At 69.5% G+C, this 23,328-nt stretch carries 27 protein-coding genes and 2 pseudogenes; 16 read left to right on the plus strand and 13 right to left on the minus strand.

What is annotated here, in order from left to right:
- The first annotated feature begins 276 nt into the window (after positions 1-276).
- The 3 genes and pseudogenes from WBK50_RS09330 to WBK50_RS09340 form a co-directional block, all read left to right on the plus strand.
- Entirely contained in the window at positions 277-561 is a 285-nt protein-coding gene (locus WBK50_RS09330) for a type II toxin-antitoxin system Phd/YefM family antitoxin (RefSeq protein ID WP_341335209.1), read from the plus strand.
- Entirely contained in the window at positions 558-974 is a 417-nt protein-coding gene (locus WBK50_RS09335; RefSeq protein WP_341335210.1) for a type II toxin-antitoxin system VapC family toxin, read from the plus strand. The genes WBK50_RS09330 and WBK50_RS09335 overlap by 4 nt, the downstream gene beginning before the upstream one ends.
- An 85-nt stretch (positions 975-1,059) precedes the next feature.
- Positions 1,060-1,234, plus strand: a pseudogene (locus tag WBK50_RS09340) (transposase); the annotation flags it as partial.
- A 365-nt stretch (positions 1,235-1,599) separates the two neighbouring features.
- Here the strand turns inward: WBK50_RS09340 and glnA are convergent.
- Together glnA and WBK50_RS09350 are read right to left on the minus strand one after the other, a co-directional pair.
- A pseudogene (gene glnA, locus WBK50_RS09345) lies at positions 1,600-3,014 on the minus strand (type I glutamate--ammonia ligase).
- Positions 3,007-3,480, minus strand: a complete 474-nt coding sequence (locus tag WBK50_RS09350; RefSeq protein WP_341335211.1) for a hypothetical protein — start codon at positions 3,478-3,480, stop codon at positions 3,007-3,009. Before WBK50_RS09350 ends, glnA begins: the two are co-directional and overlap by 8 nt.
- A gap of 249 nt (positions 3,481-3,729) precedes the next feature.
- Here WBK50_RS09350 and WBK50_RS09355 point away from each other — a divergent pair, with 249 nt between their 5' ends.
- The 4 genes from WBK50_RS09355 (at position 3,730) to WBK50_RS09370 (ending at position 7,018) form a co-directional block, all read left to right on the plus strand.
- On the plus strand, positions 3,730-4,077 hold the full coding sequence (locus WBK50_RS09355) for a hypothetical protein (RefSeq protein WP_341335212.1): 348 nt from the start codon (positions 3,730-3,732) through the stop codon (positions 4,075-4,077).
- 260 nt (positions 4,078-4,337) lie between these two features.
- Entirely contained in the window at positions 4,338-4,556 is a 219-nt protein-coding gene (locus tag WBK50_RS09360) for a hypothetical protein (protein WP_297654330.1), read from the plus strand.
- An 847-nt stretch (positions 4,557-5,403) separates the two neighbouring features.
- A complete protein-coding gene (locus tag WBK50_RS09365) occupies positions 5,404-6,177 on the plus strand; it encodes a GAF and ANTAR domain-containing protein (protein WP_341335213.1) in 774 nt (257 codons plus the stop codon).
- Between the two features lie 439 nt (positions 6,178-6,616).
- Entirely contained in the window at positions 6,617-7,018 is a 402-nt protein-coding gene (locus tag WBK50_RS09370) for a YccF domain-containing protein (protein WP_341335214.1), read from the plus strand.
- 13 nt (positions 7,019-7,031) lie between these two features.
- On the opposite strand, the gene WBK50_RS09375 is transcribed toward WBK50_RS09370, so the two are convergent.
- Positions 7,032-7,598 carry a potassium channel family protein gene (locus WBK50_RS09375; protein WP_341335215.1) on the minus strand — a complete coding sequence of 189 codons (567 nt, stop codon included), beginning with the start codon at positions 7,596-7,598 and terminating at the stop codon, positions 7,032-7,034.
- Between the two features lie 195 nt (positions 7,599-7,793).
- Here WBK50_RS09375 and WBK50_RS09380 point away from each other — a divergent pair, with 195 nt between their 5' ends.
- The 3 genes from WBK50_RS09380 to WBK50_RS09390 all read left to right on the plus strand — a co-directional run bounded on the left by WBK50_RS09380 (position 7,794) and on the right by WBK50_RS09390 (position 10,825).
- Positions 7,794-8,516 (plus strand): chloride channel protein, encoded by a 723-nt coding sequence (locus tag WBK50_RS09380; protein WP_341335216.1) that lies wholly within the window; start codon positions 7,794-7,796, stop codon positions 8,514-8,516.
- 483 nt (positions 8,517-8,999) lie between these two features.
- Entirely contained in the window at positions 9,000-10,418 is a 1,419-nt protein-coding gene (locus WBK50_RS09385; RefSeq protein WP_341335217.1) for a hypothetical protein, read from the plus strand.
- A 110-nt stretch (positions 10,419-10,528) separates the two neighbouring features.
- Positions 10,529-10,825: a hypothetical protein gene (locus tag WBK50_RS09390; protein WP_341335218.1), complete on the plus strand. Its 297-nt coding sequence runs from the start codon at positions 10,529-10,531 to the stop codon at positions 10,823-10,825.
- Between the two features lie 329 nt (positions 10,826-11,154).
- Here the strand turns inward: WBK50_RS09390 and WBK50_RS09395 are convergent, their stop codons facing one another.
- The 3 genes from WBK50_RS09395 to WBK50_RS09405 form a co-directional block, all read right to left on the minus strand.
- A complete protein-coding gene (locus WBK50_RS09395; protein ID WP_341335219.1) occupies positions 11,155-11,589 on the minus strand; it encodes a DUF1622 domain-containing protein in 435 nt (144 codons plus the stop codon).
- Between the two features lie 294 nt (positions 11,590-11,883).
- Positions 11,884-12,345 carry a DUF7144 family membrane protein gene (locus WBK50_RS09400; protein WP_341335220.1) on the minus strand — a complete coding sequence of 154 codons (462 nt, stop codon included), beginning with the start codon at positions 12,343-12,345 and terminating at the stop codon, positions 11,884-11,886.
- A 393-nt stretch (positions 12,346-12,738) separates the two neighbouring features.
- Positions 12,739-13,086 (minus strand): hypothetical protein, encoded by a 348-nt coding sequence (locus tag WBK50_RS09405; RefSeq protein WP_341335221.1) that lies wholly within the window; start codon positions 13,084-13,086, stop codon positions 12,739-12,741.
- A gap of 659 nt (positions 13,087-13,745) precedes the next feature.
- Here WBK50_RS09405 and WBK50_RS09410 point away from each other — a divergent pair.
- The 3 genes from WBK50_RS09410 to WBK50_RS09420 are packed head-to-tail and all read left to right on the plus strand — an operon-like array spanning position 13,746 to position 15,444.
- Positions 13,746-14,138: a hypothetical protein gene (locus tag WBK50_RS09410; RefSeq protein WP_341335222.1), complete on the plus strand. Its 393-nt coding sequence runs from the start codon at positions 13,746-13,748 to the stop codon at positions 14,136-14,138.
- A 35-nt stretch (positions 14,139-14,173) separates the two neighbouring features.
- Complete coding sequence (locus WBK50_RS09415) at positions 14,174-14,887, plus strand: YcnI family copper-binding membrane protein (protein ID WP_341335223.1); 714 nt, start codon at positions 14,174-14,176, stop codon at positions 14,885-14,887.
- A complete protein-coding gene (locus WBK50_RS09420; RefSeq protein ID WP_341335224.1) occupies positions 14,887-15,444 on the plus strand; it encodes a copper resistance CopC family protein in 558 nt (185 codons plus the stop codon). Before WBK50_RS09415 ends, WBK50_RS09420 begins: the two co-directional genes overlap by 1 nt.
- Before the next feature lie 135 nt (positions 15,445-15,579).
- On the opposite strand, the gene WBK50_RS09425 is transcribed toward WBK50_RS09420, so the two are convergent.
- Together WBK50_RS09425 and WBK50_RS09430 are read right to left on the minus strand one after the other, a co-directional pair.
- Positions 15,580-15,879 (minus strand): DsbA family protein, encoded by a 300-nt coding sequence (locus tag WBK50_RS09425; RefSeq protein WP_341339341.1) that lies wholly within the window; start codon positions 15,877-15,879, stop codon positions 15,580-15,582.
- A complete protein-coding gene (locus WBK50_RS09430; protein WP_341339342.1) occupies positions 15,843-16,043 on the minus strand; it encodes a DsbA family protein in 201 nt (66 codons plus the stop codon). Before WBK50_RS09430 ends, WBK50_RS09425 begins: the two co-directional genes overlap by 37 nt.
- A 49-nt stretch (positions 16,044-16,092) precedes the next feature.
- Between WBK50_RS09430 and WBK50_RS09435 the strand changes: the two genes are divergently transcribed.
- From WBK50_RS09435 to WBK50_RS09445, 3 genes are all read left to right on the plus strand, one after another.
- Complete coding sequence (locus WBK50_RS09435; RefSeq protein WP_341335225.1) at positions 16,093-16,593, plus strand: ATP-binding cassette domain-containing protein; 501 nt, start codon at positions 16,093-16,095, stop codon at positions 16,591-16,593.
- 357 nt (positions 16,594-16,950) lie between these two features.
- The gene (exaC, locus tag WBK50_RS09440; protein WP_341335226.1) at positions 16,951-18,474 is read left to right on the plus strand and encodes an acetaldehyde dehydrogenase ExaC; all 1,524 of its coding nucleotides are present in this window, start codon (positions 16,951-16,953) and stop codon (positions 18,472-18,474) included.
- Positions 18,474-18,893 (plus strand): DUF779 domain-containing protein, encoded by a 420-nt coding sequence (locus WBK50_RS09445; protein ID WP_341335227.1) that lies wholly within the window; start codon positions 18,474-18,476, stop codon positions 18,891-18,893. The genes exaC and WBK50_RS09445 overlap by 1 nt, the downstream gene beginning before the upstream one ends.
- A 630-nt stretch (positions 18,894-19,523) precedes the next feature.
- On the opposite strand, the gene WBK50_RS09450 is transcribed toward WBK50_RS09445, so the two are convergent.
- The 5 genes from WBK50_RS09450 to yhjD form a co-directional block, all read right to left on the minus strand.
- On the minus strand, positions 19,524-19,844 hold the full coding sequence (locus tag WBK50_RS09450; RefSeq protein WP_445942238.1) for a DUF1876 domain-containing protein: 321 nt from the start codon (positions 19,842-19,844) through the stop codon (positions 19,524-19,526).
- 245 nt (positions 19,845-20,089) lie between these two features.
- Complete coding sequence (locus tag WBK50_RS09455; protein ID WP_341335228.1) at positions 20,090-20,557, minus strand: alpha/beta fold hydrolase; 468 nt, start codon at positions 20,555-20,557, stop codon at positions 20,090-20,092.
- Positions 20,554-20,955, minus strand: coding sequence for an alpha/beta fold hydrolase (locus tag WBK50_RS09460; protein WP_341335229.1), 402 nt, complete (start codon positions 20,953-20,955; stop codon positions 20,554-20,556). The genes WBK50_RS09455 and WBK50_RS09460 overlap by 4 nt, the downstream gene beginning before the upstream one ends.
- A 30-nt stretch (positions 20,956-20,985) precedes the next feature.
- Positions 20,986-21,384: a hypothetical protein gene (locus WBK50_RS09465; RefSeq protein ID WP_341335230.1), complete on the minus strand. Its 399-nt coding sequence runs from the start codon at positions 21,382-21,384 to the stop codon at positions 20,986-20,988.
- A 407-nt stretch (positions 21,385-21,791) separates the two neighbouring features.
- Complete coding sequence (gene yhjD, locus WBK50_RS09470) at positions 21,792-22,829, minus strand: inner membrane protein YhjD (RefSeq protein ID WP_341335231.1); 1,038 nt, start codon at positions 22,827-22,829, stop codon at positions 21,792-21,794.
- Positions 22,830-23,328 lie beyond the last annotated feature (499 nt).

Here is a 23,328-nt window from a genome sequence, read left to right on the forward strand (position 1 = left end):
GAGCCGTCATCAGGCTCGGAGGGATACGATTAGGCCGAGCCCTTGGCTCGCTTGGCGGTCGCACCGACGTCTGTCTAAACCGAGTCCGGCAGGGGTCCGCAGATCGCTTGGGTGAGGGGACCTCTGATCTGATCAGGTGGCGCCGGGAGTGTGCTGCCACCGGATCCACATCAGCAGGACCAGCACTCGTGCCTCGTCGCATCGCTCCCTTCCTCGCCGTCCTGGCTGGGTACGAGTACGGAATATGGGTAGCACATCATGTGCTACGCTCTGGTTGTGCAGCGCATCGGTGTCCGTGAACTTCGACAGAACGCGTCGCGCTATCTCGCTCTGGTGAAGGGCGGCGAGACGGTAGAGGTGACCGAGCGGGGCGAACTGGTCGCCCTGCTGGTGCCGGCTCACCGCTCCTACGCCGCGAGGGATCGCCTGATCGCGGCCGGAAAGCTCATACCCGCGTCCAGCCCGACCGGGCGCCTGCGGTCACCTCATCCGGTGCCGATCGCGGCCGACGAGCCCACCAACCAGGAACTGCTCGACGCCGAGCGCGAGGATCGGCTGTGATCTACCTGGACTCCTCGGCGCTGATGAAGTTGGTCCGGGTGGAGGGCGAGACCGAGGCGCTGGGTGAGTGGCTGGCCCTGCGTCCTGAGCAACCTGTGGTCACCAGCGAGCTGGGACGGGTCGAGGTTCTGCGGGCCGCGCGGCGGGTCGGCGGCCGAGTCCTGACCGAGGCCCGCGCGGTGGTCGGCGACCTCGACCTGGTCCCTCTTGATCGCGCGGTGCAAGATCTCGCCTGTGACCTCGGTGAACCGCTGCTGCGGACTCCCGATGCGCTGCACCTGGCGTCAGCGGTACTGCTCAGCGAGCAGCTGACAGCATTCGTGGCCTACGATCACCGGCTCACCAGCGCGGCCGAGTCCGCAGGCCTGGTCGTTGCCACACCTGGCCAACCCCCATCTCCCCGGGAGCAATGACCCGCGGATGTACCGATGGGGACTGCCCCCGGTTCGGTTGACTCCTTGCCTGTGAGGCTGCGGCCTCGCTGGAAGGATCAGCATCGTGCCCAAGCCGTTCCCGCCGGAGTTCCGGCGTGACATGATCGCCGTGGCCCGCAAGGGCGAGGCGTCGATCTCTCAGGTCGCCCGCGACTTCGGGATCTCGGAGTCCTGCCTGCAACGCTGGTTGAAGGTCGCCGACCGAGACGACGGCCTGGCCCCACCTGCCTCCGGTGACCGCGCCGGCGGTGGGTCGACATTCGGATCATGGCCACGAGCGAGACACCGCTTGGCCGCAGTCGAGGCATCCGCCGACACGAGAACGGGTGGCAGGCTCGGATCTCGGCCCGATCCGATCCGAGCACCCGGCGAGCGGATCATGCTCCACGAGACCGTGCCAATCCCGGAGGCCCGGACGAAGGCGGCGCGTGAGGGCGCGGAGCGCGTTTCCTACAAGGAGGCTGAGAAGGCCCTCACACGCCTTCAGACCGAGGCCGACACCCAACTCGGCCGCGACCTCGATCCGGTCGGCGATCCATGCTTCGATCTCCGGACTCAGGAGGTGATCAACTAGACGATGCGCAGGACAGCGCACAAGTGGATCTCACAGATCGTAGTAGAGCATGAACTCCCAGGGATGCGGGCGCAAGCGGATCTGGTCCAGCTCCTTGCTGCGCTTGTAGTCGAGCCAGGTCTCGATCAGGTCGTCGGTGAAGACCCCGCCCTCGAGCAGGAAGTCGTGATCTGCCTCCAGGGCGTCCAGGACGGCCTCCAGTGACCCCGGCACCTGTTTGACGTCCGCCGCCTCCTCGGGCTCGAGCTCGTAGAGGTCCCGGTCGATCGGATCCGGGGGCTCGATCTTGTTCCGGATCCCGTCGAGGCCCGCCTGCAGCATCGCGGTGAAGGCGAGGTAGGGGTTCGCGGTCGGGTCGGGACAGCGGTATTCGAGTCGCTTCGCCTTCGCGCTCTGGATGTACATCGGGATGCGCACGCAGGCCGAGCGATTGCGCTGCGAGTAGACGAGGTTGATCGGCGCCTCGAAGCCGGGCACCAGGCGGCGGTAGGAGTTGGTGGTCGGTGCGCAGAACGCCAACAGCGCAGGCGAGTGCGCAAGGAGCCCGCCGATGTAGTACCGGCCCACGTCGCTGAATCCCGCGTACCCCGCCTCGTCGTAGAAGATGTTCTGCCCGTTCCTCCACAACGACTGGTGGACGTGCATGCCCGAGCCGTTGTCGGCGAAGACCGGCTTGGGCATGAAGGTCGCTGTCTTGCCCACCCTCCAGGCGACGTTCTTGACCACGTACTTGTAGTTCATGACGTTGTCCGCCATGGACAGCAGGGACGAGAACCGCATGTCCATCTCGGCCTGGCCGGCCGTGCCCACCTCGTGGTGCTGGACCTCGATCGGGATGCCCAGATCCATGAGGGTCAGGGCCATCTCGCTGCGCAGGTCCTGGTGCTGGTCCATGGGGGAACGGGGAAGTACCCCTCCTTGTACCGAGGACGGTAGCCGCGACTCCCCGGTTCTCCTGACGCCCAGACGCCCTCGACCGACTCGATGTGGTAGTAGCCCTCGTGCTGGTTCTGGTCGAAGCGGGCCCCGTCGAAGATATAGAACTCCAGCTCGGGACCCCAGTAGGAGACGTCCGCGATTCCGGTCTCCTTCAGATGGGCCTCCGCCTTCCTGGCGACGTAGCGCGGATCTCGAGAGTAGTTCTCCCCCGTCAAGGGGTCGGTGACGAAGCAGTGGATCTGTATGGTGGGCGCCTCGCGGAACGGGTCCATCACCGCCGTCCGCGGGTCCGGCATCAGGAGCATGTCGGACTCGTGGATCGCCTGGAACCCCCGGATCGACGAGCCGTCGAAGCCGTAGCCCGACTCGAACGCTTCCTCCGTGAGCTCCTCGACGGGAATGGAGAAATGCTGCATCAGCCCGGGGAGATCGCAGAACCGGAGGTCCACGATCCGGGCGGCCTGCTCCTGCGCGAGCGCGAGGACGTCTTGAGGCGTGTCAGGCATGACCATCTCCTTGTCGCAGCCGGACCATCACGACGCCGAGGACGGCAGACCTGAGCTGGGCTTCCCCCGGGCATCCAGAACGAGGTGCGGTGTCGCGGGCGCCGAAGATCAATCGCACCCGATCGAGCGCAGCTGGTGCTGCTGCCCGTGCCGCTGCGAGCGCGTGCAGGACGCTGCTGGTGGCCGGTGTCGCGCACGCGCGCATGCTCGTCCTTCCCGGAGGCTGCCGTCGCTGCGTCGGCGTCAGTCCTACGCCGGTGCCGGTGCCGGCGCTACGGCCGAGCGCGGGTTTCTGCCTGACCGTGAAATCGAGCGGGCCTGCGCCCGCGCCGGTGCGGGGGCCTCGCCACACGCCGCGTCTCGCGCTCGACGGCACGACCCCCGTGCCGACCGCGCGCAGCTGGCCCGACGCGCTCGCCGAGCGCTCCCGTGCGCCGTTGGAGTTCGATCCGATGCCTTCGAGCATCCGCTGTGGGTGCTGTTCTCCTCCGGCACCACCGGGCTGGGGAGTGTCTGATCTTTGGTGTAACTGGTAACCGGGCAACGTCCGCGCCCAGATCGGCGAGCAGCATGCCGGCCGTCCGGCCCGCCCCGGCCGACGTCAGCTCGAGAGACCGCGCATGATCTCGGTGAGCACTTGGCGGGACCCGGCTGGGCACCGAGCTCGTGCCGTGACCACCTCTCGCTGGCCGGTGCGTGGCCCCGGGATCGCCTCGTGTCCGGTGACCGCCTCGTCGAACGGGGGAGCGGCTGGATCAACGGTGCCAGCCTCTCGGCGGCCTTCTGCGGGGTGATGACGTCGGCGGGGTCGAGGTTGATGATCTCGGCCTTGGCGGGGCCGATCTCGCAAGACGTCTTCGCCGATGAGCCGGCCTCGGTCGTCGTTGGGGCCAGACCATCTCCTCCTGGCCTTGTACACATACGTCGCGTTCTCGTCATCGACGTCGAACCCGGGGCCGCGCAGCACCCGGCCGGGCATGAACTGGTAGGCGGTCGGGCCCAGGGCGCGATGAAGTTGTCCGCGACCGCGACCTGCTCGTTCTCGGCGAACATGACGCACTGAGCAGATCACTGATGCGAGGTTTGCACGGCCCCGCAGCCCGTCCGGATGATCGGCTACTACCCGGATGAGCGGATGCCGCGGGCAATCACCTCGTTGAGGTGAGGCGGGGACCGCAGCGCCGCATCATGCTGGATCAGATCGGAGTGAGAGGAGCGCATCGATGGCGACAGCCGATTCCGCGACGACCCTCGATACCGGTCGGTCCGCCGGTGCAGCACGCCCGAACCGCCCCACCGGGGAGAGAGGCAGTTGCGAATGCCATGGCACAGAACGAGATCCATATCGAGATGCCCGGCATCGGGCATCTGCACCTGCCTCCACTGGACCAGGTCGCGTTCCTGGGCGGCGTCGCGACGCTGGCACTGATCGAGATCATCGAATGGCCGGTCGCGGCGGTGTTGACGGTCGGTCATATCCTCGCCCACAACCGTCACCACGCGCTGTTGCGCAGCTTCGGTGAAGCGCTGGACGAGGCCTGAGTCCCGTACGCGACCGGCGGTCTCGCAGTCCCGGCCCTCACTCCACGGGGTGAGCATCGAGTCGATGGCGATCGCGAGTACCAGGACCGGTTCGCTTGACAGTGCACCGGGTCACCCGGGTTCGGCCGACCACCCACCGGGAGGGGTCTCGAGTCGTCCGCGGGCGCGTCGACGGCATGCTGAGCTGATCGTCGTTGGACATGGCGATCGCCGGACGTGGCATGTGACAGTGAAAGTGGCGGCCAGGCGTCGTCGGTGCCCCCGACGAGACGCCCGTGGTCGCGCATTACCAGGCCCGGGTGGGCGGCGACCTCTCTGCTGCACGCTTGGGCCCGGCCTGGGCCAGGTCCTCACAGCTCACGTCCTGCGCCACTGCCGCGCCGCGTTGCCGATTCGGCCCCGAGACCGGGCTGCACCCAGCGGATCCACCGGTGCCGGCGCCGGCAGGACGGCGGGCTTAGGGGACAACTCGCCTGACGCGGGACGCTCGCTGGGCGGCCTCGACGGCTGTGTGCCCAACCGCCGAGGCCTTGAGCTGCACGGCCCCGGGCGCCGCTCACAACTCCGACAGGGACGCTACGGACGATTCGTGCCTCCTGCTGATCGGGTCCTCGGACCGGCTTCGAGCCCGCGGTTGTACCGCGCCTTCGAAGACACCGTCGGGTTTGGCGCGTAGCCTCCCGAGCAGCGGTCGCACACACGGCTGTTGCCCGGACACGGAGCGCAGGTCTTCGTCGTCATGCGTTCCCGGTATCCGTCGTCCATGTGCGTCCCCGGCCACCGAGTCACCGGTGGGGTAGAGCGCAGCGCATGCCACCTCGGCTCTGCCGTGCCAGCACACGTCTACGTGCTGCACCCCGTACCCCGTTTGGCACAAGGAGGTACCCGCATGATGCAGCCAGAACAGAGCGACGGCCTCGTCAAAGCCCTCCGCAGTGCCGCGCGTGATCTGGTCGCCCGGCGCAGCATCAGCGATCTCGAACAGACCCTCGACTACATCGTGGCCGCAGCGGTGGACACCGTGCCCGGCGCCGACGCCGGCGGGATCTCGATGACCGAGAACGGCCACATCACCTCCCATTGCCCCACCAACGAGGACGTCCACAAGCTCGACGAGCTACAGGCGCTGCTCCACGAGGGACCGTGCAGCACCGCCGTCGAAGGCCCCGCTGAGGACGGGGTCATCCTGGCCCGGGACCTGGCCGAGGCACCGGACGCCGACCGGTGGCCGCGTTTCGCCCCGCAGGCGGTCGAGCACGGGTACCGGTCGTTGATGTCGACCCAGCTGTCCACCAACGGTGGCACCCGCGCGGCGCTCAACCTCTACTCGCACACGCCAGGGGCGTTCGACGACTCCGCCCGCACCATGGCCGGCTTGTTCGGGGTTCAGGCAGGGCTGCTGCTCTACGGTGCCGACCATGCGGCCCAGATGAGCCGAGCCCTGGACACCCGCGACGTGATCGGGCAGGCCAAAGGCATCCTCATGGAAAGGTTCGGGGTCGAGGGGGACCAGGCCTTTCAGATGCTCGTGCGCTCCTCCCAGGACACCAACATCAAACTCGCCGACGTCGCCCGCTTGCTCACCACCAGCGCCGGCCGTCAACATGCCCGCGGGCGGTGACCGGCTACACCCACCGGCCGACGCCGAAAACTGAGCCGCTCGGGAACCAACATCAGTTCTTGCAGTCGCTGGCACGCGGTGGGCATGCCCGGATGAATGGGCAGGCACCTCTCCCAAGCTCGCCCGAGACGTCGCGAAATGCCGCGACCACCGCATCTTCAGCGGAGCCTCGGCCCTGGTGGCGGCCTTCCTCGATCCCGTCTCTCCGGCGAGCTGACCGCGGGCACGTGGGATCCGCGTGGCCGCCTCCGGGCCCAGGTCGATGCCCGCGTGGTCCGGCTTCATGCAGACCGAGGTGAACCACATGACCGACGCTTCCCGCACCAGGAACGACTCCTGCACGTAGAGGTCCCGGGACGGGCAGAACTCATACGCCGCGGGTGAGGCCGCGCGTCCCGCTCAGAGGCACGATGTAGGTCCCTGCCGTGAGGACCGTGCCATGCGAATCGTGCTCAACGTCATCTGGCTGCTGCTCTGCGGGATCTGGCTCGCGCTCGGATACCTGGCCGCCGGGATCGTCTGCTGCATCCTCATCGTCACGATCCCCTTCGGGCTGGCGGCGTTCCGCATCGCGGACTTCGCCCTCTGGCCCTTCGGCCGCGAGCTGGTCAAGCGACCGGACGCCGGAGCGCCGTCCACGATCGGGAACGTCATCTGGATCCTGTTCGCCGGCTGGTGGCTGGCGCTGGCCCACCTGACGACGGCGGTGGCCCTCGCGCTGACGATCATCGGGATCCCGCTGGCCGTTGCGAACCTCAAGCTGATCCCGGTCTCGCTGGTCCCGCTCGGCCGGGTGATCGTCGACAAGGCCGACGCCACCCTGCCGCGTGCGGTCGGCTGACCGTCCGATCCGTTCAGTGCCCGGGTGGCCCGTCCTGTGGGGGAGCGTCGTCCCGGCGGCGTTCGGCCAGGTGGACTGCCCCGATCAGCACCTTCGCGATCAGGCCGACCACGACGAGGCCGGTGAGCATCTGGATCGTCGTGACGACCCGGGCGACCTCGCTGCGCGGGGCGATGTCCCCGAACCCGACGGTGGCGAACACGGCGACGGTGAAGTAGAGGGCGTCGGTGCGGCTGAGCGGTTCGGTGAAGCTGTCCGGCGTGTTCGAGGCGATGACCACGTAGCTCGCGGCGAAACCGACCAGGAGCATCGGCAGGCCGACGGCGACGGTCTGTCCCGCCTGCAGGCGGGGAACGTGCGAGTTCAGGATCGCCCGCACCTGCCAGGCGAGGATCAACGCGAAGGCGAGCAGCCCCGTCCCGAACTCGATCCCGGCCACCAGGTTGATCGGTTGGTCCAACGGCGCCAGGTAGTAGACGAGCAGCAGCACGGCTACGGCCGCGGCGGAGCGGAGCAGCGATACGGCGAGGAGCCGCCTGCGTACCGATCGGGAGAGGCCCCGGTACCGGACGGGCGTCATCGGGCACCAGCGGACACCAACGGCGCTGCCGGCTCCTCATCCCGGGCGGGTGAGCCGTGCGGGAGCCGCGGGGCGGACATTCGCCTCACCCGGCACGGGCGGTGCCGCCGCGGGCCGGAGGCGGCACGGTGCGCTCGGGTCCGGGCACCGATCGAAGGAGAGGCCTCGCTGCTCGGGGGCGCGACACTCGGGCTGGTGCTGCTCCCGGGCCTGCTCGCGGCCGGGATCGGGTCGCTGGTGTTCCTGGGGCTGGACGCGCTGACCGGTCTCGGGGTGTCATCGCTCGCCCTTCCGGGGCTGCCGGGCTTCGAGCGGCCCGACTTCGCCCAGTTCGGCTGGGCGATCGTGATCGGGCTCCTCGCGGCAGGCGCCGGCACGGCGGTCCGGCGGCTCGCCCTCCTGGTCCGGCCGCACGTCGAGGGCAGGATCGTGCTGGCCGCGCCCGTGCTCGGGATCACCGTCGCGGGCCTCGCGATCACGTACACCGCCCTGACCGGGCGTGCCGCGACGGACGTGTTGTTCTCGGGGGAAGCGAGTCTGGGCCCGATGCTGCAAGGCGCCGCCGGCTACTCCGTCCCGGCCCTGCTCCTGCTGCTCGCCTGCAAGGGGATCGGGTACGGGCTGTGCCTTGCGGGCTTCCGGGGCGGGCCCGTCTTCCCCGCGATCTTCCTCGGGGCGGCGGGCGGGGTCGCGATCTCGCATCTCCCTGGGCTGCCGCTGGTGGCGGGGGTGGCGATGGGGATCGGCGCGATGGGCGTGGTCATGCTGCGGCTCCCGATGACAGCCGTCCTGCTGGCCACGCTGCTGCTGTTCTCCGACGGCCTGGCGGTGATGCCGCTGGTGATCGTCTCCGTCGTCGTCGCGCATGTGATGGCAGCCCGGCTTTCCCCGCCACCGCCGGTCATCCCCGCGGGGTGATGCCTCTCCGACACTCCGGTGCCGAGGAGGCGACACGAGGAGGCCTGGGATGACCGACCGCCGGACGACCCCGTCGTTGACGGATCTCGACCACGGGTTACCGGCGGCGGCCGCACCCGCCGGGTCCAAGACCGTCGTCCCTGAGCCCGTCCGCTGAGCGATCGCCGTGCCTACGCGCCGACCAGAACGAGCGGGACCACTCGGCATTGGTCGACGCCATCGCAGGCGGCCGGGTGACCGCCCGGGGGGATCTGTAGGGCTCAGACCCTCCGGACCGGCGCAGGGGTCCGCGCGGGATAGTCACTTCCGGGTGATGCGCAGGACCGCAGTCGGAAGCACCGTCGCCGGCGGCGGCAACGCGGCGAGGTCCATGGGCGGTCACAGGTTCGACGCCGGTCCGAGCGTGGTGTACGTCGCCTGATCACGGGGCCCGCGGGAGCACACCGAGCCGATCGCGGGCGGTTCTCCGCAGCAGGAGGTGCCATGTCAGCCGTCGATGATCTGACCGAGCTGGTCGAACGCGCAGGCGCGGCGGAACGCGCGGCACTCGCGTCGAAGTGGAAGGAACGCGCCGACGTCGAAGCCCTGAGCCGCAAGGTTCGACGCGCGATCGACGAGCAGCGCGACCTCGAGCGGCGATCCGGTGCAGTGGCCGAACCGGCGGGCAGGCTGGCCCGCCTGCGGGCCGCCTTCCTCGACGTCGGTTCGGACCCCGCGGCGCGACCCGCTGTCGTGGCCGGCGCGTCGGACAGTGAAGCGGACGCATCGCCACCTCGCCCAGGTCCGAGGCCGGTCGACTCACGCGCCCCCGACGCCGCTGTCGAACCGGCGCGCGCCGGTCATGCCGAGGCCGCCCGGGCCGAGGCCGACGCCGTGACCGCGGTGACGGTGGCGCGGCTGGCCCTTCTCGAAGCCCATCTCGCTGTGCTCACGGCTCGCCTCGCGCGGATCGATGCCGGTGAGGCGGAACCCGAAGCGGCGGCGGTCGACGGGCTGACCCCGTTGCCGGGCCGCAACGCGGTGAGCCGGCACGGGCCGGCGCTGGCGCACGGTCTGCGCGGCGAGATCGAGTACATCCTGACCCGCAAGCCGCGGTCGGTGGTGAAGAGCCTGGCCATCAGCCTGGCCCTGGGCCTGCTCTATCTGGGGTTCATCCGGGTCTTCGAATGGGACCGGGACCAGCGGTGGCTGCCCTATCTCGGCCTGTGGGCGATCTCGGTGGTGATGGGCGGCGCGGTGTGCCTCAACGCCATGAGCTTCGACGCCATGCGCGTGCGCGCCGCGCTCGACGGCGGAGCCCGGCTGTGGCACCTGCTGGTGATCAAGAACCTGGCTCTGATCTGCCTGGTCGCACCGCTCGGCTTCCTGCTCAGCGGTCTGCTCGCCTGGCGGGCCGGTGACCTGGGGGCGTTCTTCAAGGCGTGCGCCCTGATGATCTGCTTCATCGTGCTGTGGCTGGGCGTCGGCAACGTCCTGTCGGTGGTCCTGCCGATCCGTGACGAGCCGGTCCGCAACCGCAGGCAGTCCGGCAGTCTCAAACAGTTCCTCATCGCCTTCGCGTTGTCGTACGTGATCGGTTACCTGGTCAACCTGATGTTCCTCTGGCGGGTGTTCGCGGCCCAGCAGCTGGCCTCGAGGCTGGGCGAGGTGATCATCCCGGCGATCTTGATCGTCGTCAGCAGTGTCTCGATGTGGCTGCTCCTGACGGTCGTCGCGGTGGCCCTGTCGCAGCAGCCGAAGATCCGTCGCGGCCTGATGCGGGAGATCGCCGACTACACGGCCAATGCCGAAGCACGGGCATTCGCCGAGGAGGCCGCGCGGGCTGGGGAGACGACACCGCCGGGGTCCGTGGATCCGGCGGGGTTCCGCCCGACGAGCGGGAAGGTCGGCTCCTCCGGATAGCCGGGCAGTGTCGACATCATCCCGAGCGGGTGATGCCCGTGTGCTCCGGCCCCTGCACGCTTCGCGGACGGGCGCTGTGCGCGCCCGTCCTCGATCGACGGGAGTACGAGATGGACCGCCGTACGGACTGGTCACTGCAGGACGTCAACCAGAGCGCGGTACTCGCCGCGGCTCTGCTGATCGGGATCGGCGGTCTCCTGGGCCTGATCGGGCTCTCGGTGGGCGGCGCCGCCCTGGTCACCGCCTGCCGGCGCTGGTACCGCCGGGTCGATCTGCCGCCGCACGAGCTCGCGAGGCTGAAGTGGGAGCAGGCCAGGGCCGCTGCCGGCGCGGGTGCGGGGGCGTGGCAGGAGACGGAGGCAAAGGTCTACACGCCGCGGCGCGAACGAACCTCTGAGGCAGAGTAGGGAGTTCCGCTGACAACCCCGGTCGAAGACCGATCCTCGCCTCGGAAGCTCGGGCTCAGCGGCGGGGCGATCGCCTCGCTCGCCGGAGTCGCGCTGCTCGTCGTCTTCATGGTCCAGTGGTTTCGGGTTCGGCCGTGATGCGCCGTCATCGGCGCCGCAACGATCGACGGGACTGACGCGCACCCGATCCACGGTCGCGAAGGCGAAGGAGATCGCAGAGCGGGGTGACCTCCTTCGCCGCGGAGCTGGGTCGTGCCGTGTTCGCCGATCCGGTCGATTTCGCGGTCGTCACACCCTGCCCGCGGCGATCGGCCACCGGATGCGAGGCGTCACTCGGTCGTGGCCCCCCGACCGTCGACGGCGGGTACGGCCTGGTCGCGCGCACGTGCCGTCGCCACGGCCAGACGCCCCGCCCCGCCGACCAGGGCGCGACGCCACGGCGCAACACCGTCGAGCTCGATCTCCAGCGAGAAGCTCAGGAACGTCCGGATCAGCACGATCAGTCCGAGGATCGCGACGTTGTCCAGGGTGGGGTTGACCGCGACCGTCCGGATCAGGTCTGCGGCGACCAGCACCTCGATCGCCAACAGCAGCGCGCCCCCGAAGGTCTCGCGCAACGTCTGGAAGGCCACCCGGCCATGGCCCGTCCGCCGCCAGACCCACCCGGAGAGGATCACCGCCCAGACGAGCCCCACTATCAGCAGGACGGCGCCGAGCAACTCGAAGCCGACGGCCACGTGGTCCATGACCTCGACGACGGTCATCGTCGCCCCACGGCCGGCCACCCGAGCGGCGCAGCGGTCATCACGCCGAGCATCCGATCAGCCGGATGATGTCGAGCAGGGTGCGCATGGCTGCCATCCTCACGCCGGGAACCGCCATCGTGCCTCACACCTGCGGGGCAGCACCTCACCCGGAGTGGACGATCCGCGGGCGCCGACCACGGCGGCCCGTTCCGCGAGGAGATCGCGCCGAGCGGCGCGTGTGTGCTGTCCGCTACCGGTGGCCCGGCCGGCGGTGGCGGACCATCTCGTCGATCCCCCGCGGAAGGGCGACTCTCACCCCGCGTCGCGCTTCAGTTCGCGGCCGTGGACCACGATCGCGTAGATCACGATGATGTCCACGGCGATGACGATGGTGGACCAGACCGGGTAGGCCGCGATGAAGGCCAGGTTCAGGATCGCGCTGAGGACGGCGAGGACGATGGCGACCACGCGGGCGGCCGTGTTGCCGGCGAGGAGCCCGAACCCGGTCGCCACGGCGAGGATGCCGAGGATGAGGTGGACCCAGCCCCAGACGTTGTAGTCCACGTTGACGACCAGGCCGGCCGAGGTGACCAGGTAGTAGCCGCGGTCGAACAGGGCGACGAGCCCCTGGATCGCCTGGAACGCACCCAGCATGATCAGCATGATGCCGGCGAAGACGACCCAGCCGGTCCAGCCGGAGACGCCCGTGGCGGGGGTCGTCGTGTAGCTCGATGACGGGCCGGTGGTGGTTCTGGCGTGCGAGGTGTCGGTCATGACGGTCTTCTCCTCGATCTGCTGGCTGGAGTCGTCCGGACCACCGGGTCGGGTGGTTGTCGGACGTCCGCGTCCGACGTCGACGGCATGCTCGATCGTCGGTCCTGACGGGCGGCCGGTCCTCATCCGAATCGGATGAGCGGGAGACCGCGGCCGCTTGATCGACCGCGCCCGCCAGCGGCGAGCGTGTCGCCGAAGTCGACGAACGCGCATCCGTTGTCGACGTAGATCCCGTCGAGGACCCCCGCGCCCGGCTGAGCCGGTTTCTACGCCGTGGCGAGCACCGCCAGGTGGCGCAGCGAGTTCTCCAGGTGCTCGACGTCGAACGGCGGGAACTCGATGACCTCGCGCGCCTGCGGGGTCGCGTCCGACCAGTCGTATGTCAGCCGGACCTCAGTGCCGCCGTCCGCTGCCGGCGCGAGGTCGTAGCGCCAGATCCAGCCGCCGAAACTGAGGCGCCCCTCGGCGTCCTCCGTCCCCGGCTCCCACGAGATCGCGCGGGGCGGATCGAGCTTCCCGGACCTGGTTGGCTATCTCGTACCGGCCGTCCGGATGGTTGGGGTGGTACATGCCCATGCGGAACACCTGCCCGGGCCTCGTCAGTCGCTCGCCGTCCAGCGGCCCGCACACCCAGCCTGTGCCGTCGATCGCCGCGTGGCTGGCGGGATCGGCGAGGACCGCGAACACTGCGTCTGTCGGCGCCGGGACCGTGGTCGTGACGGAGAGTGCCTCGGCGGTCATGGGTTGTCCCTTCGGTCGCGTGCCTGTTGGGCAAGGGCGTTCCCGTCCCGGGAGGAGAGACCCGCCCGGGCCCCGGAACTCATCGGCCGAGCGCACTCAGCGCAGGCGCACGATCCCGGCTTCGAGTGAACCTGTCGCCCAGCGGCCAGGCGGTCGAGGTCCCGGCGAGCCTCCAGCATCCTCTACGGGACGGCCACTTCCGGCTGCGAGCAGCCCGCCACGATGTCTCGCTCGTCGTCGGTCGACGGGCGATCCTGGTCCAGAACCCAGTCTTCGAGACCTTGTAGCCGAGGGCCTCGAGTTGGCGGAAGCGGTTGCGCTCGGTGCGGTCCGGGCCGATGCGGTTGTCGGGCCAGGTAGGGGTTGCCGTGTCCGGTGGCGCCGCGGCCCTTAAGCCAGGGGGTCAGATTTCAGGATCGGCGCCAAGGGGAGACTTGCTCGGACGTCAGCGGGCCTCGAGGGTGGTCATCCACCCGCACGTGGGCTCCGTCGTACAGCGTCGGGCTGCCGGATCGCCGTCGACCGTCCCGGACAGCTCCCGCCATCGGCAGGCCGTCAGGCTGTGGGCCCCGGCGTAGGCTGCCGTCGTGGTCCGCCGCTCAGACCGGACTCCCCTCACACGTGGCCCGCCGCGTGCGGTGCGGGGTTGTGCGTTCACGGTGGTCTCGGCCCTACTTGCCATTGCCGCGCATGTCGCCGGGAGCGGAAGCCCACCGCAGACTGCATCGCTGGTCATCGCCGTGGTGGCGCTTGCCGCGGCCTCGTCCGCCGTGGCCGACCGGCAGCGGGGACTGCTCGGCGTCCTCGCGCTCACGGGCGCGGGACAGCTCGCCGTGCACCTGGTGCTGTTCGGCTTGGACGGCCACGCGCCCGACCCGAGAGGCCTCCGTGCGCCGGGCGCCGGCCACCCGCTCGTCATGATCGTTGTCCACGGCCCCATCGCGCCGGGCAACGCCTCGTCCGGGAGGTGTTCGGCACCGCGGCCTGGCCGCCCGCCTGCCGAATCGAGCATCCCCGATCGCCCACCCTTCGCCAACTCGGGCGTCGTGTGAAGCTCTCCGCGCGCCCCTCCGACAGGACATCGAGCATGAAACGGACCCTTGCCCGGGCCGGCGTGCTTGTCGCCACCGGCGCACTGGTCGCCGTGTTCAGCGCACTACCGGCCTCGGCCCACGTGGTCGCCGACCCCGACACCGCCCCCCAGGGCGGCTTCACCAAGATTGCGTTCCGGGTGCCCAACGAGTCGGACACCGCCGGCACCGTCAAACTCGAGGTCACCCTTCCCGCCGACCACCCGATCACCTCCGCACGGACCATGCCCGTGCCGGGCTGGACAACACAGATCACCAAGGCGCCGCTCGATCCGCCGGTCCAGGACGAGGGGCGCACCATCACCGAGGCCCCCCGCACCATCACCTGGACCAGCGCGCTGGGCACCCGCATCAACCCAGGTGAGTTCATCGACTTCAACGTCTCCATGGGGCCGCTACCCACGAACGTCGACCAGTTGGTCATGCCCGCAACGCAGACCTACGACGACGGCACCGTGGTCGCCTGGGACGCCCCACCCGCCCCCGCCGGCCAGCCCGAGCCCGAACACCCGGCGCCGGTACTCACCCTCACCCCTGCCCCGGCCGGCGGCACGTCTGGAATGAACGCGGCGGCTCCCGAGCCCGCGAACACCAGCGCCGCCGACACCACGGCCCGCTGGCTCGGCGGGATCGCGCTCGCGCTCGCCGTGATCGGGCTGGCCATCGCCCTGGCCGTCGCGCTGCGCTCCCGCCGGGCCGGCCGGCCGTGATGAGACGGTTCGCAGTCGCGCTCGCGCTGGTGATCGCGGCCCTCGTCGCGGGGGCCGGGGTCGCCAGCGCGCACAACGTGCTGATCGGCAGCGACCCGCCCGACGGCGCCACGCTCACCGCCGGACCCGCACAGGTGCGGCTGACCTTCGACCTGCCGGTACGGGAGGGCTTCGCGACTGTGACCGTCGTTGGCCCCGGCGGCACCCGGTGGGAGGACGGGGCGCCGGTCGTCTACGCCAACACCGTCTCAGAGAAGGTCCGTCCGCTCGGCCCGGCCGGCGTTTACCAGGTCGGCTACCGGATCGTGTCCGACGACGGCCACCCCGTCTCCGGGGCCATCCGTTTCACGCTCACCACCCCCGGGGCCGGCACCCCCAACCCGGCCCCGGCCGCCGGGTCGGGCGGCACCTCCGGTGGGATCCCGCTGTGGCCGTTCCTGGTCGGTGGCGTAGTCCTGCTCGTCGGGGGTGTGGTGGTCGCCCTGCGCCTGGGCCGCGGCCCCGACGAGCGGGTCCGGCGTGGGCCGCGGACACCCCGTGGCCGGTCAGGGCGCTGACCCGACGCCGCATCCGCCCTCGCCGGTCGGTCACCGGACCACCGCAGCAGACGCGGAGGGGCCGGTCACGCCCGGACGCGCTGTGGAAGGAGGTCGCCGGTGCGGGCCGTCCGGGCCCCGACCGAGGTAGCCGGATCAGTCCTGGACCGCCTGTACAGCCGCGGCGAGAGCCTGAGGGGTGCGGTCGATCTCGGTGCCGTTCACCTTCACCGTGGGGGTCGCTGTCACCCCGGCCTTCGACGCGGCGTCGGTCACCGAGGCGGTCCGGCCTGCGTAACGGCCGTCGTGCACACACCGGGCGAAGTCGTCGCCGGCTCCGGCCTGTCGTCCGAGGGTGATCAGCTGCTCCTCGGGGAGTCCGGCGGCGTTTTCCGGGGGCTGGTTCGCGTACGGCGTGGTCAGGTATCGCGGGAAGACGCGGCGTCGGGGGCGCAGGCGGAGGCCTGTGACGAGCGGGTCGAGTACTGCGTGGAGGAGAAGCGGTCGAGGTAGGCGACGGGGTGGTAGACGATCTTTGCCTGCCCGTCGGTGACGAGCTGGTCGATCGTGGGGCCGATCTGCTGCTCGTAGGCCTTGCAGGCGGGGCACTGGAAGACCACCCTCGGTCGCTGCCTCGCGGGGCTCGCGGCCGGCCGGGGAACGATCACCGTGAACGGCGAGCTCCTCCCCGCCGCCGTGAGCATGGGGTCCGTAGCCCAGCGCCGGGCGGTTCAGTACGTCCACCAGGATCCACGCGCGACCTTCCTCGACCACCGCTCCGTCCTCGACCAGGTCGCGAGGCTTGCCGTACTGCTACGCGGTGAGGACCAGGAGTCGGTACGCGCGGTGGCAGCCCAGCTGCTGGAGGACCTGGGCCTGGACCCGGCGACCTGCGCTCGCGGCGCGACGACCCTGTCCGGTGGACAGCTTCAGCGTGCCGCCGTCGCCCGCGCCCTGGCATCGCAGCCCGCCGTGCTCGTCTGCGACGAGGTCACCTCCGCGCTCGACGGCGACAAGAAACAGGAACTACTGCACGCCCTCGACAGGGTGCGGAACGATCACGCCACGACGGTCGTCCTGATCAGCCACGACCTCCCGCTCGTCGCCCAGGTATCCGACCGGGTCGCGATGATCGAGGACGGTCGGCTCCGGTGGACTCAACAACGCTGATCAAATTCAGACGGTCCCTCAGTTGGCAGGCCCGCCGGACCGGTGCCACCAGCGGGGCGCTGAGGCCCATGGGATCCGTGTTCCCTGGCGACGTAGAGCGCGAACGGCCCGACCTTCGCACTGGCGGCGGTCGTCGTCGCGATCTTGTTCCGGAGTTGGCCCCGGCGGGGGAAGAGTGCGGTGGGCGCCATGTCCTGCGGCTCGGGTTCTCGGCGGCCGTCATCGCTCCGGCGGAGGCTCTATATCACCGCGCCCACGGAACAGAACGCTTGTTGAATCCGCAGATGCAACGTTGGAGCAACGTCGGGCGCCCTAGTGTCGCTGGTCACCTACACCCGACGATGCGGGAGGACGATCATGACCAGGTATGCGGCTCCGGGCGACGCGAACAGCGTCGTCACCTTCAAACCCCGCTACGACCACTTCATCGGCGGCGAGTACGTGGCCCCGACCAAGGGGCAGTATTTTGAGAACCCGACCCCGGTCACCGGGCAGAACTTCACCGAGGTCGCCCGCGGCACCGCCGAGGACGTCGAGCTCGCCCTCGACGCCGCGCACGCCGCCGCACCGGCCTGGGGCAAGACCTCGGTCGCCGAGCGCGCGAACATCCTCACCAAGATGGCCGACCGCATCGAGGCGAACCTCGAGATGATCGCCATCGCGGAAAGCTGGGAGAACGGCAAGGCCTGCCGCGAGACCCTCGCCGCGGACATCCCGCTCGCGATCGACCACTTGCGCTACTTCGCCGGCGCGATCCGCGCGCAGGAGGGCGGCATCTCCGAGATCGACGCGGACACCATCGCGTACCACTTCCACGAGCCGCTCGGGGTCGTCGGCCAGATCATCCCGTGGAACTTCCCGATCCTGATGGCGATCTGGAAGCTGGCCCCGGCCCTCGCCGCGGGCAACGCGGTCGTACTCAAGCCGGCCGAGCAGACCCCGGCCTCGATCCACGTGCTCAACGAGCTCGTCGCGGACCTGCTGCCGCCCGGTGTGCTCAACATCGTCAACGGCTTCGGCGTCGAGGCGGGCAAGCCGCTCGCGTCGAACAAGCGCATCCGCAAGATCGCCTTCACCGGCGAGACCACCACCGGCCGGCTGATCATGCAGTACGCCAGCGAGAACCTGATCCCGGTCACGCTCGAGCTCGGCGGCAAGAGCCCCAACGTCTTCTTCAACGACGTCGCGGCGCAGAACGACTCGTTCTACGACAAGACCCTCGAGGGCTTCGCGATGTTCGCCCTCAACCAGGGCGAGGTCTGCACCTGCCCGTCGCGCGCGCTCATCCAGGGCGACATCTACACCGACTTCCTGGGCGACGCCGTCAAGCGGACCGAGCAGATCAAGCAGGGGCACCCGCTGGACACCGACACGATGATCGGCGCCCAGGCCTCGAACGACCAGCTCGAGAAGATCCTGTCCTACATCGAGATCGGCCGGCAGGAGGGCGCGAAGATCCTCACCGGTGGTGAGCGCGCCGACCTCGGCGGCGAGCTGTCCGGCGGCTACTACATGCAGCCGACCGTCTTCGAGGGCGACAACTCGATGCGGGTCTTCCAGGAGGAGATCTTCGGCCCGGTCGTCTCCGTGGCCCGCTTCGCGGACTACGACGACGCCATCACGATCGCCAACGACACGCTGTACGGCCTCGGTGCCGCGGTCTGGTCGCGGGACGGCAACGTCGCGTACCGGGCCGGCCGGGACATCCAGGCGGGCCGAGTGTGGGTGAACAACTACCACGCCTACCCGGCGCACGCGGCGTTCGGCGGCTACAAGCAGTCCGGGATTGGGCGCGAGAACCACAAGATGATGCTCGACCACTATCAGAACACCAAGAACATGCTGGTCAGCTACTCGCAGAATGCCCAGGGCTTCTTCTGATGAGTGGGCCCGAGGTGGTGCCGGAGGTGCCCGCCTCCGGCACCACCGCCCGGGTGGCGCTGTCTCCGGCGGCCGCGGATCTCCTCGTGACGCTCTCGCAGATCCACGGGCCGTTGATGTTCCACCAGTCCGGCGGATGCTGTGACGGCAGCTCGCCGATGTGCTACCCGGACGGGGACTTCAAGATCGGCGGCTCCGACGTGCACCTCGGCGACCTCACCATCGACGGGCTGCCCACGCCGATCGGGTTCTACATGTCGGAGTCGCAGTTCGAGTACTGGAAGCACAGCCACCTCACCGTCGACGTAGTGAAGGGCCGCGGCAGCGGGTTCTCGATCGAGGCACCGGAAGGCGTCCGATTCATCACCCGCTCCCGGCTGTTCACCGACGCCGAGTCCGCAGCACTCAACCCGCAGTGAACTGCCTCCGAAATCCTCTGATGGGAGCTGCCGGGTCTGGTTGTGCCAGGCTCGGCTCCGGTAGCGGCCGGCGGGTCAGCACTCGCATCCTCCGGGCTCAGGAGCCCTAGGGTCAGACCGTGCGCCCGCTGGTCGTGAGGAGGCCGGTACCGCTGATGGGATGACGTGCCTCGGGCAACCCCGGCCCACCCGTCGAGCCGTTTGGGCGAGCGCACGGCGGAACCGGAGTCATCACCTGGTTTCCGCCTTGATCCGCGACGCGCGTTGTCAAGTCGTCGTCGCCAGCGAGGTCGTCGTCCGTGGCGCCGCAGGAAGAACCCGACCTATGCACCCGACCGCCGAGTGGATCCACCCTGCCGCAACGCATAGGTCCGGCTCAACTGAATGAGCTCGATGATCCAGTCAGCGCGGCGCACCGGCGCCCGGGACTGCCCCCGGTTCGGTCCGCCGACCTCGTAGGTAGTTATCGGGGGCGTACTCGACGTGTGGGGTCACCCCGACCTTGCTGGATCTTCGGCCGGGTGAGCGCGCGTAGCCGGAGCAGCGGCGCGGCCGTTGCTCAGCCGGCCCCGTCCTGCGCCGGCGGTATGCGGAGGCACCCGACCGACGGACCGGCCGAGGCGCGTATATTCAGATCCGGAGGTGGGCCTGCCGGTGAGTGACCTGCTCGAGATCCCCCGCAGCAGCGTCGAGCAGATGGTGACTCAGCTCGGACAGGGCCCGAGCGGTGGCGAGCTCGTCACCGATCTCCGGCACGTCTAGATCAGCCGGGTTGAGCCGGGCCAGGCCGACGCCCACATGCTGATCGGTGTCACCTGCATGCAGCCGGGCGACCGCCCGGGTGCGGTCGCCCTCCTCGTCGATAACGATGTCGACGTTCCAGCGCTTGGTCTCGTTCATCTCGCTCACCTCGTTCTCACGGGCTTTCCCCTCAAGTGTGGCGCGCCACACAGGCCAACCGCACTCGCCTGAGCGCGGTGGTCGGGCGGACGCCCGGATCCCGCGTAGGACCCGAACCAGGTGCGGTGCCATCACGGCGACGGCAGACAAGGAGCCCGCACCGCTCGCCCGGTCAGGCCGCTCCTCTACGCGCGCTCCCGGAGCATCCCGGGCCGACGCTGCCCACGTCCGCCGACCCGACCGAGCGGAGCAGGACCGCCTTCCTCCGAAACCTCTGGGCCGGGAGCGTGGTGGCTTCAGACGCCTGCCTGCGCCTGAAGCTTCCGGCTCATGATCTTCTCCAGCACGGGCATGAGGTACTTCTTGAACGTCACAGGGTTCTCGCTCATCGGGAAATGCCCGATCTCTTCCATGATGATGGTCTCGGACCCCCTGAGCTTCTTCCCGGTTTCGGCGGTCATCTCCGGCGTGCAGGCGAAATCGTAGACACCTGTCATGAGGTACATCGGGACGTTGCCACTGATCTTCTCGGCGAGCTGCCGGAAGTCGTGGTCCACGCTGTAGAAGTACAGATCGCCGCGGAAGATTCCGGGGCCACCCTGCGCGTAATACCACCAGGTCTCCCAGCGGTACTCCTCCGGGCTCTGCGGTGCCATCAGGCCGAACACCGATGTAGCGCACGCCTCCCCGCCATGTACCTCGGGATGGTACAGCCAGTCGATGAACCAGCCGGGCGAGTAGTCGCACGCCTCGATCGCGATCAAGGCGCGGACCTCTCCTCGTGATGGAGTGCCAGGTGTAAGCAGATATTGCCACCCATGGAACTGCCCATGATGACAGGCCGCTCCAGTCCCAGGGCGTCACAGAATGCAATGATGAACTCCGAGTAGAACTTCGCCGTCAACCGGTACTCCTCATTCTGGAAGCCGGGCGGCGGAATTGACTTTCCGTGACGCGGAAGATCCAGGGCGATCACGCGGAAGCTGCTCGTGATGTCGGGATCCGAGAGCTGGTGACGGTACTCGCGTGAATCGGTACCAGCGGTGTGCAGGCAGACCAGCGGAATTCCTTCCCCAGCCTCCTCGTAGAACACTCGATACTCTGCCGCCTCGTAGGGAACGTAAACGTAACGACCAACGATCGGGTCGTGCCTCGTCGCCATCTTCCCAAGCTCCTGTATCCGATCCAGCGCCTACGCAGGCACCGGCTGAAGTTCACGCATACGGTCGAGCATCCAGGTCACGGACCGTAGGTGCTGCCAGAGCACCTTCACGTTGCCCTCCATGCGCAAGCGTCCGTGCAGCGGGTGCGCCATCGCCCAGATGTCGTTGTACATCGGCGGTGGGACCGGCTGAAGGAATTTCTCCCATGATTCACGCGGTCCCCGGAGCGCGAACTCCCACGTGTCTTGGATGGTCCACTGATCGGACACGCGCTCGATGTTGCCGCCACGGACCGAGACGAGGTACTCCGTGTCGCCGAAGCCGATGACGAAGTCCGTATTCATGAAGCGCCGCACGTATTCCATCGCCCGGTCCCGGTTTACGGCCTCCTGCCAGGCCTTCATCCACTCCGGGTCGAACATCCCCATGGAGACCACCTCCACTCGATGGCTGCCACCGTGTGGCGAGGCCGCACAGTGGCGGGTTCCGCTCGGCCACGGTTGCACCCCGGCGGACCTGGCGCAATCGGCTGTTCGTTCGCATTTGTCGAGCCCGTGACGAGCCGCTCGGTGAGGTCCCCCGGTAGCTCGGAGTGCTCGCTACTCGGCGGGTGCCGGCTCGCCCCCGTCAGCGGGTGTTGTGGGTCGATCGTCCACGACGGCCTGCTGGGCGCGCCACGCGGTCTCGTACTCGTCGTGGGGTACACCCCAGATGCTTCTATGAGTGTCAAGTGGTGATCGGGCGTGGCTGGGTGGCCGGCGTGGCAGCCTGCTCGCCGCCACCCGCAGGATCTACCGATTCCGCATTCAACGTGGAGAAGCCCCTGCCTCCCCGGTCAGCGCTTGTCGTGTCCGCGGTGGGTCAGCAGCCGGCCACCGATCAGGCCCGCCACGGCCCCGGCCCCGATCAGGCCGGCGCCCGCGGCCGTCCCGAGGCCTCGGCGGACACACACCTCCGGCCGGATCACCGCGGGTGGCGGCGGGGGCGGAGGCTGCTCGACCTGGTTCTCGCGCGCGGTGGCCGCCCACGCGGCGATGAAGATCAGGAATCGGGACACGGTGAACATGAAGATCATGAGGCCGAGGATCGGCCCGAATGCGGTACCGGTCGGGGTCCGGGTCACGAAAGCGAGGTAGACCACCATCCCCTGCTTGATGAGCTCCAGGCCGATCGTGGCGCCGACCGCCGCCCTTCCCGCGCTGTGCCAGGTCACCGGCTCGCGGGGCAGCCGCGCGAACACCCAGAGGAACAGCAGCCAGTCGGCGAGCAGACTCAGGAGCCCGCCGAGCGCGACGGGGAGCCAGCGGACCCACCAGAGGCCGGCCAGCCCGAGGAACTCCAGGATCTGCCCGGCGAAGACGCCGGCCGCGGCCGTGGCGCCGAAGGACACCGACAGCGCCAGGCCCAGCCCGAGCAACGCGAACAGGTCGACCCGCAGGCGGCGCAGGAACGGTGGCGGCTGCGGGGGTTGCCCCCACTGCTCGGACAGCGCGGCCCGCAGGTTGCTCATCCAACCCAGGCCCGTGTAGCACGCGATGAGCAGGCCGACCACCCCGACGGTGGAGGCGGACGCGATGGCCTGGTCGATGATCGAGTTCACCGTCTGCTCCAGCCCGGCCGGGAGAGCTTCGTCGATGTGGGCCCGCAGCCGCGTGAGGGGCTCCGGATCAGCGGCTAGCACCAGCGTCACCACCGCGAACGCGACCATGACGAGGGGGACCACAGCCAGCAGGCTGAAGTAGGTGATCCCGGCGGCGTAGTGGTTCCCGTGTCTCTCCGTGTACCGCACACCGGCGCGCACCAGATGGTCGAGCCACCGGTGGCGCCGGCGAAGCCGGTCGAAGCCGGACAGGAAAGTCGGCTTGTCGGTCACCGCGGCCTCCCACGACGGACTGCGTTGCGGCGACCCACGGTCGCGAACGCATCGTCGGCCCCCCTCGCCCGCGCGGGGTGACGTTCACGCTCGGCGCCGTGTGCGCGTCCGGCAGGCCCTCCGCGGCTTCGGCCTGGCGCTCCTCGTATGGCCGACAACCGGGATCCTGACGCTGATCTGGCTCCTGGGCGCCTTCGGCGGCGTCGGCGGACCGCTCGTCAACGGGTGGGCGTTCCGGGTGCGGGCGACGTCGCGGGGTGCGACCGGTCGCGCCTGCGGCGAAACCGGTTGAGCCATGGCCCGCCAGGGGCAGGACGTCAGGGAGAAGCTCGACGGGCGGCACCCCCGTGCAGCCCGTCCGGACGCTGTCGACGATCGGCTTCGCCGCGGCCTCGACCTGCCCCACGGACGCGGCCAGGGCGCCCAGCTTCGCGGACAGCGCCGTCTGGTCCCCGATGCTCGCGACCGTGGCCTGCAGCGAGGACAGGGCCTGTTGGAA

Source organism: Pseudonocardia sp. T1-2H (genome assembly GCF_038039215.1).
GTDB lineage: Bacteria > Actinomycetota > Actinomycetes > Mycobacteriales > Pseudonocardiaceae > Pseudonocardia.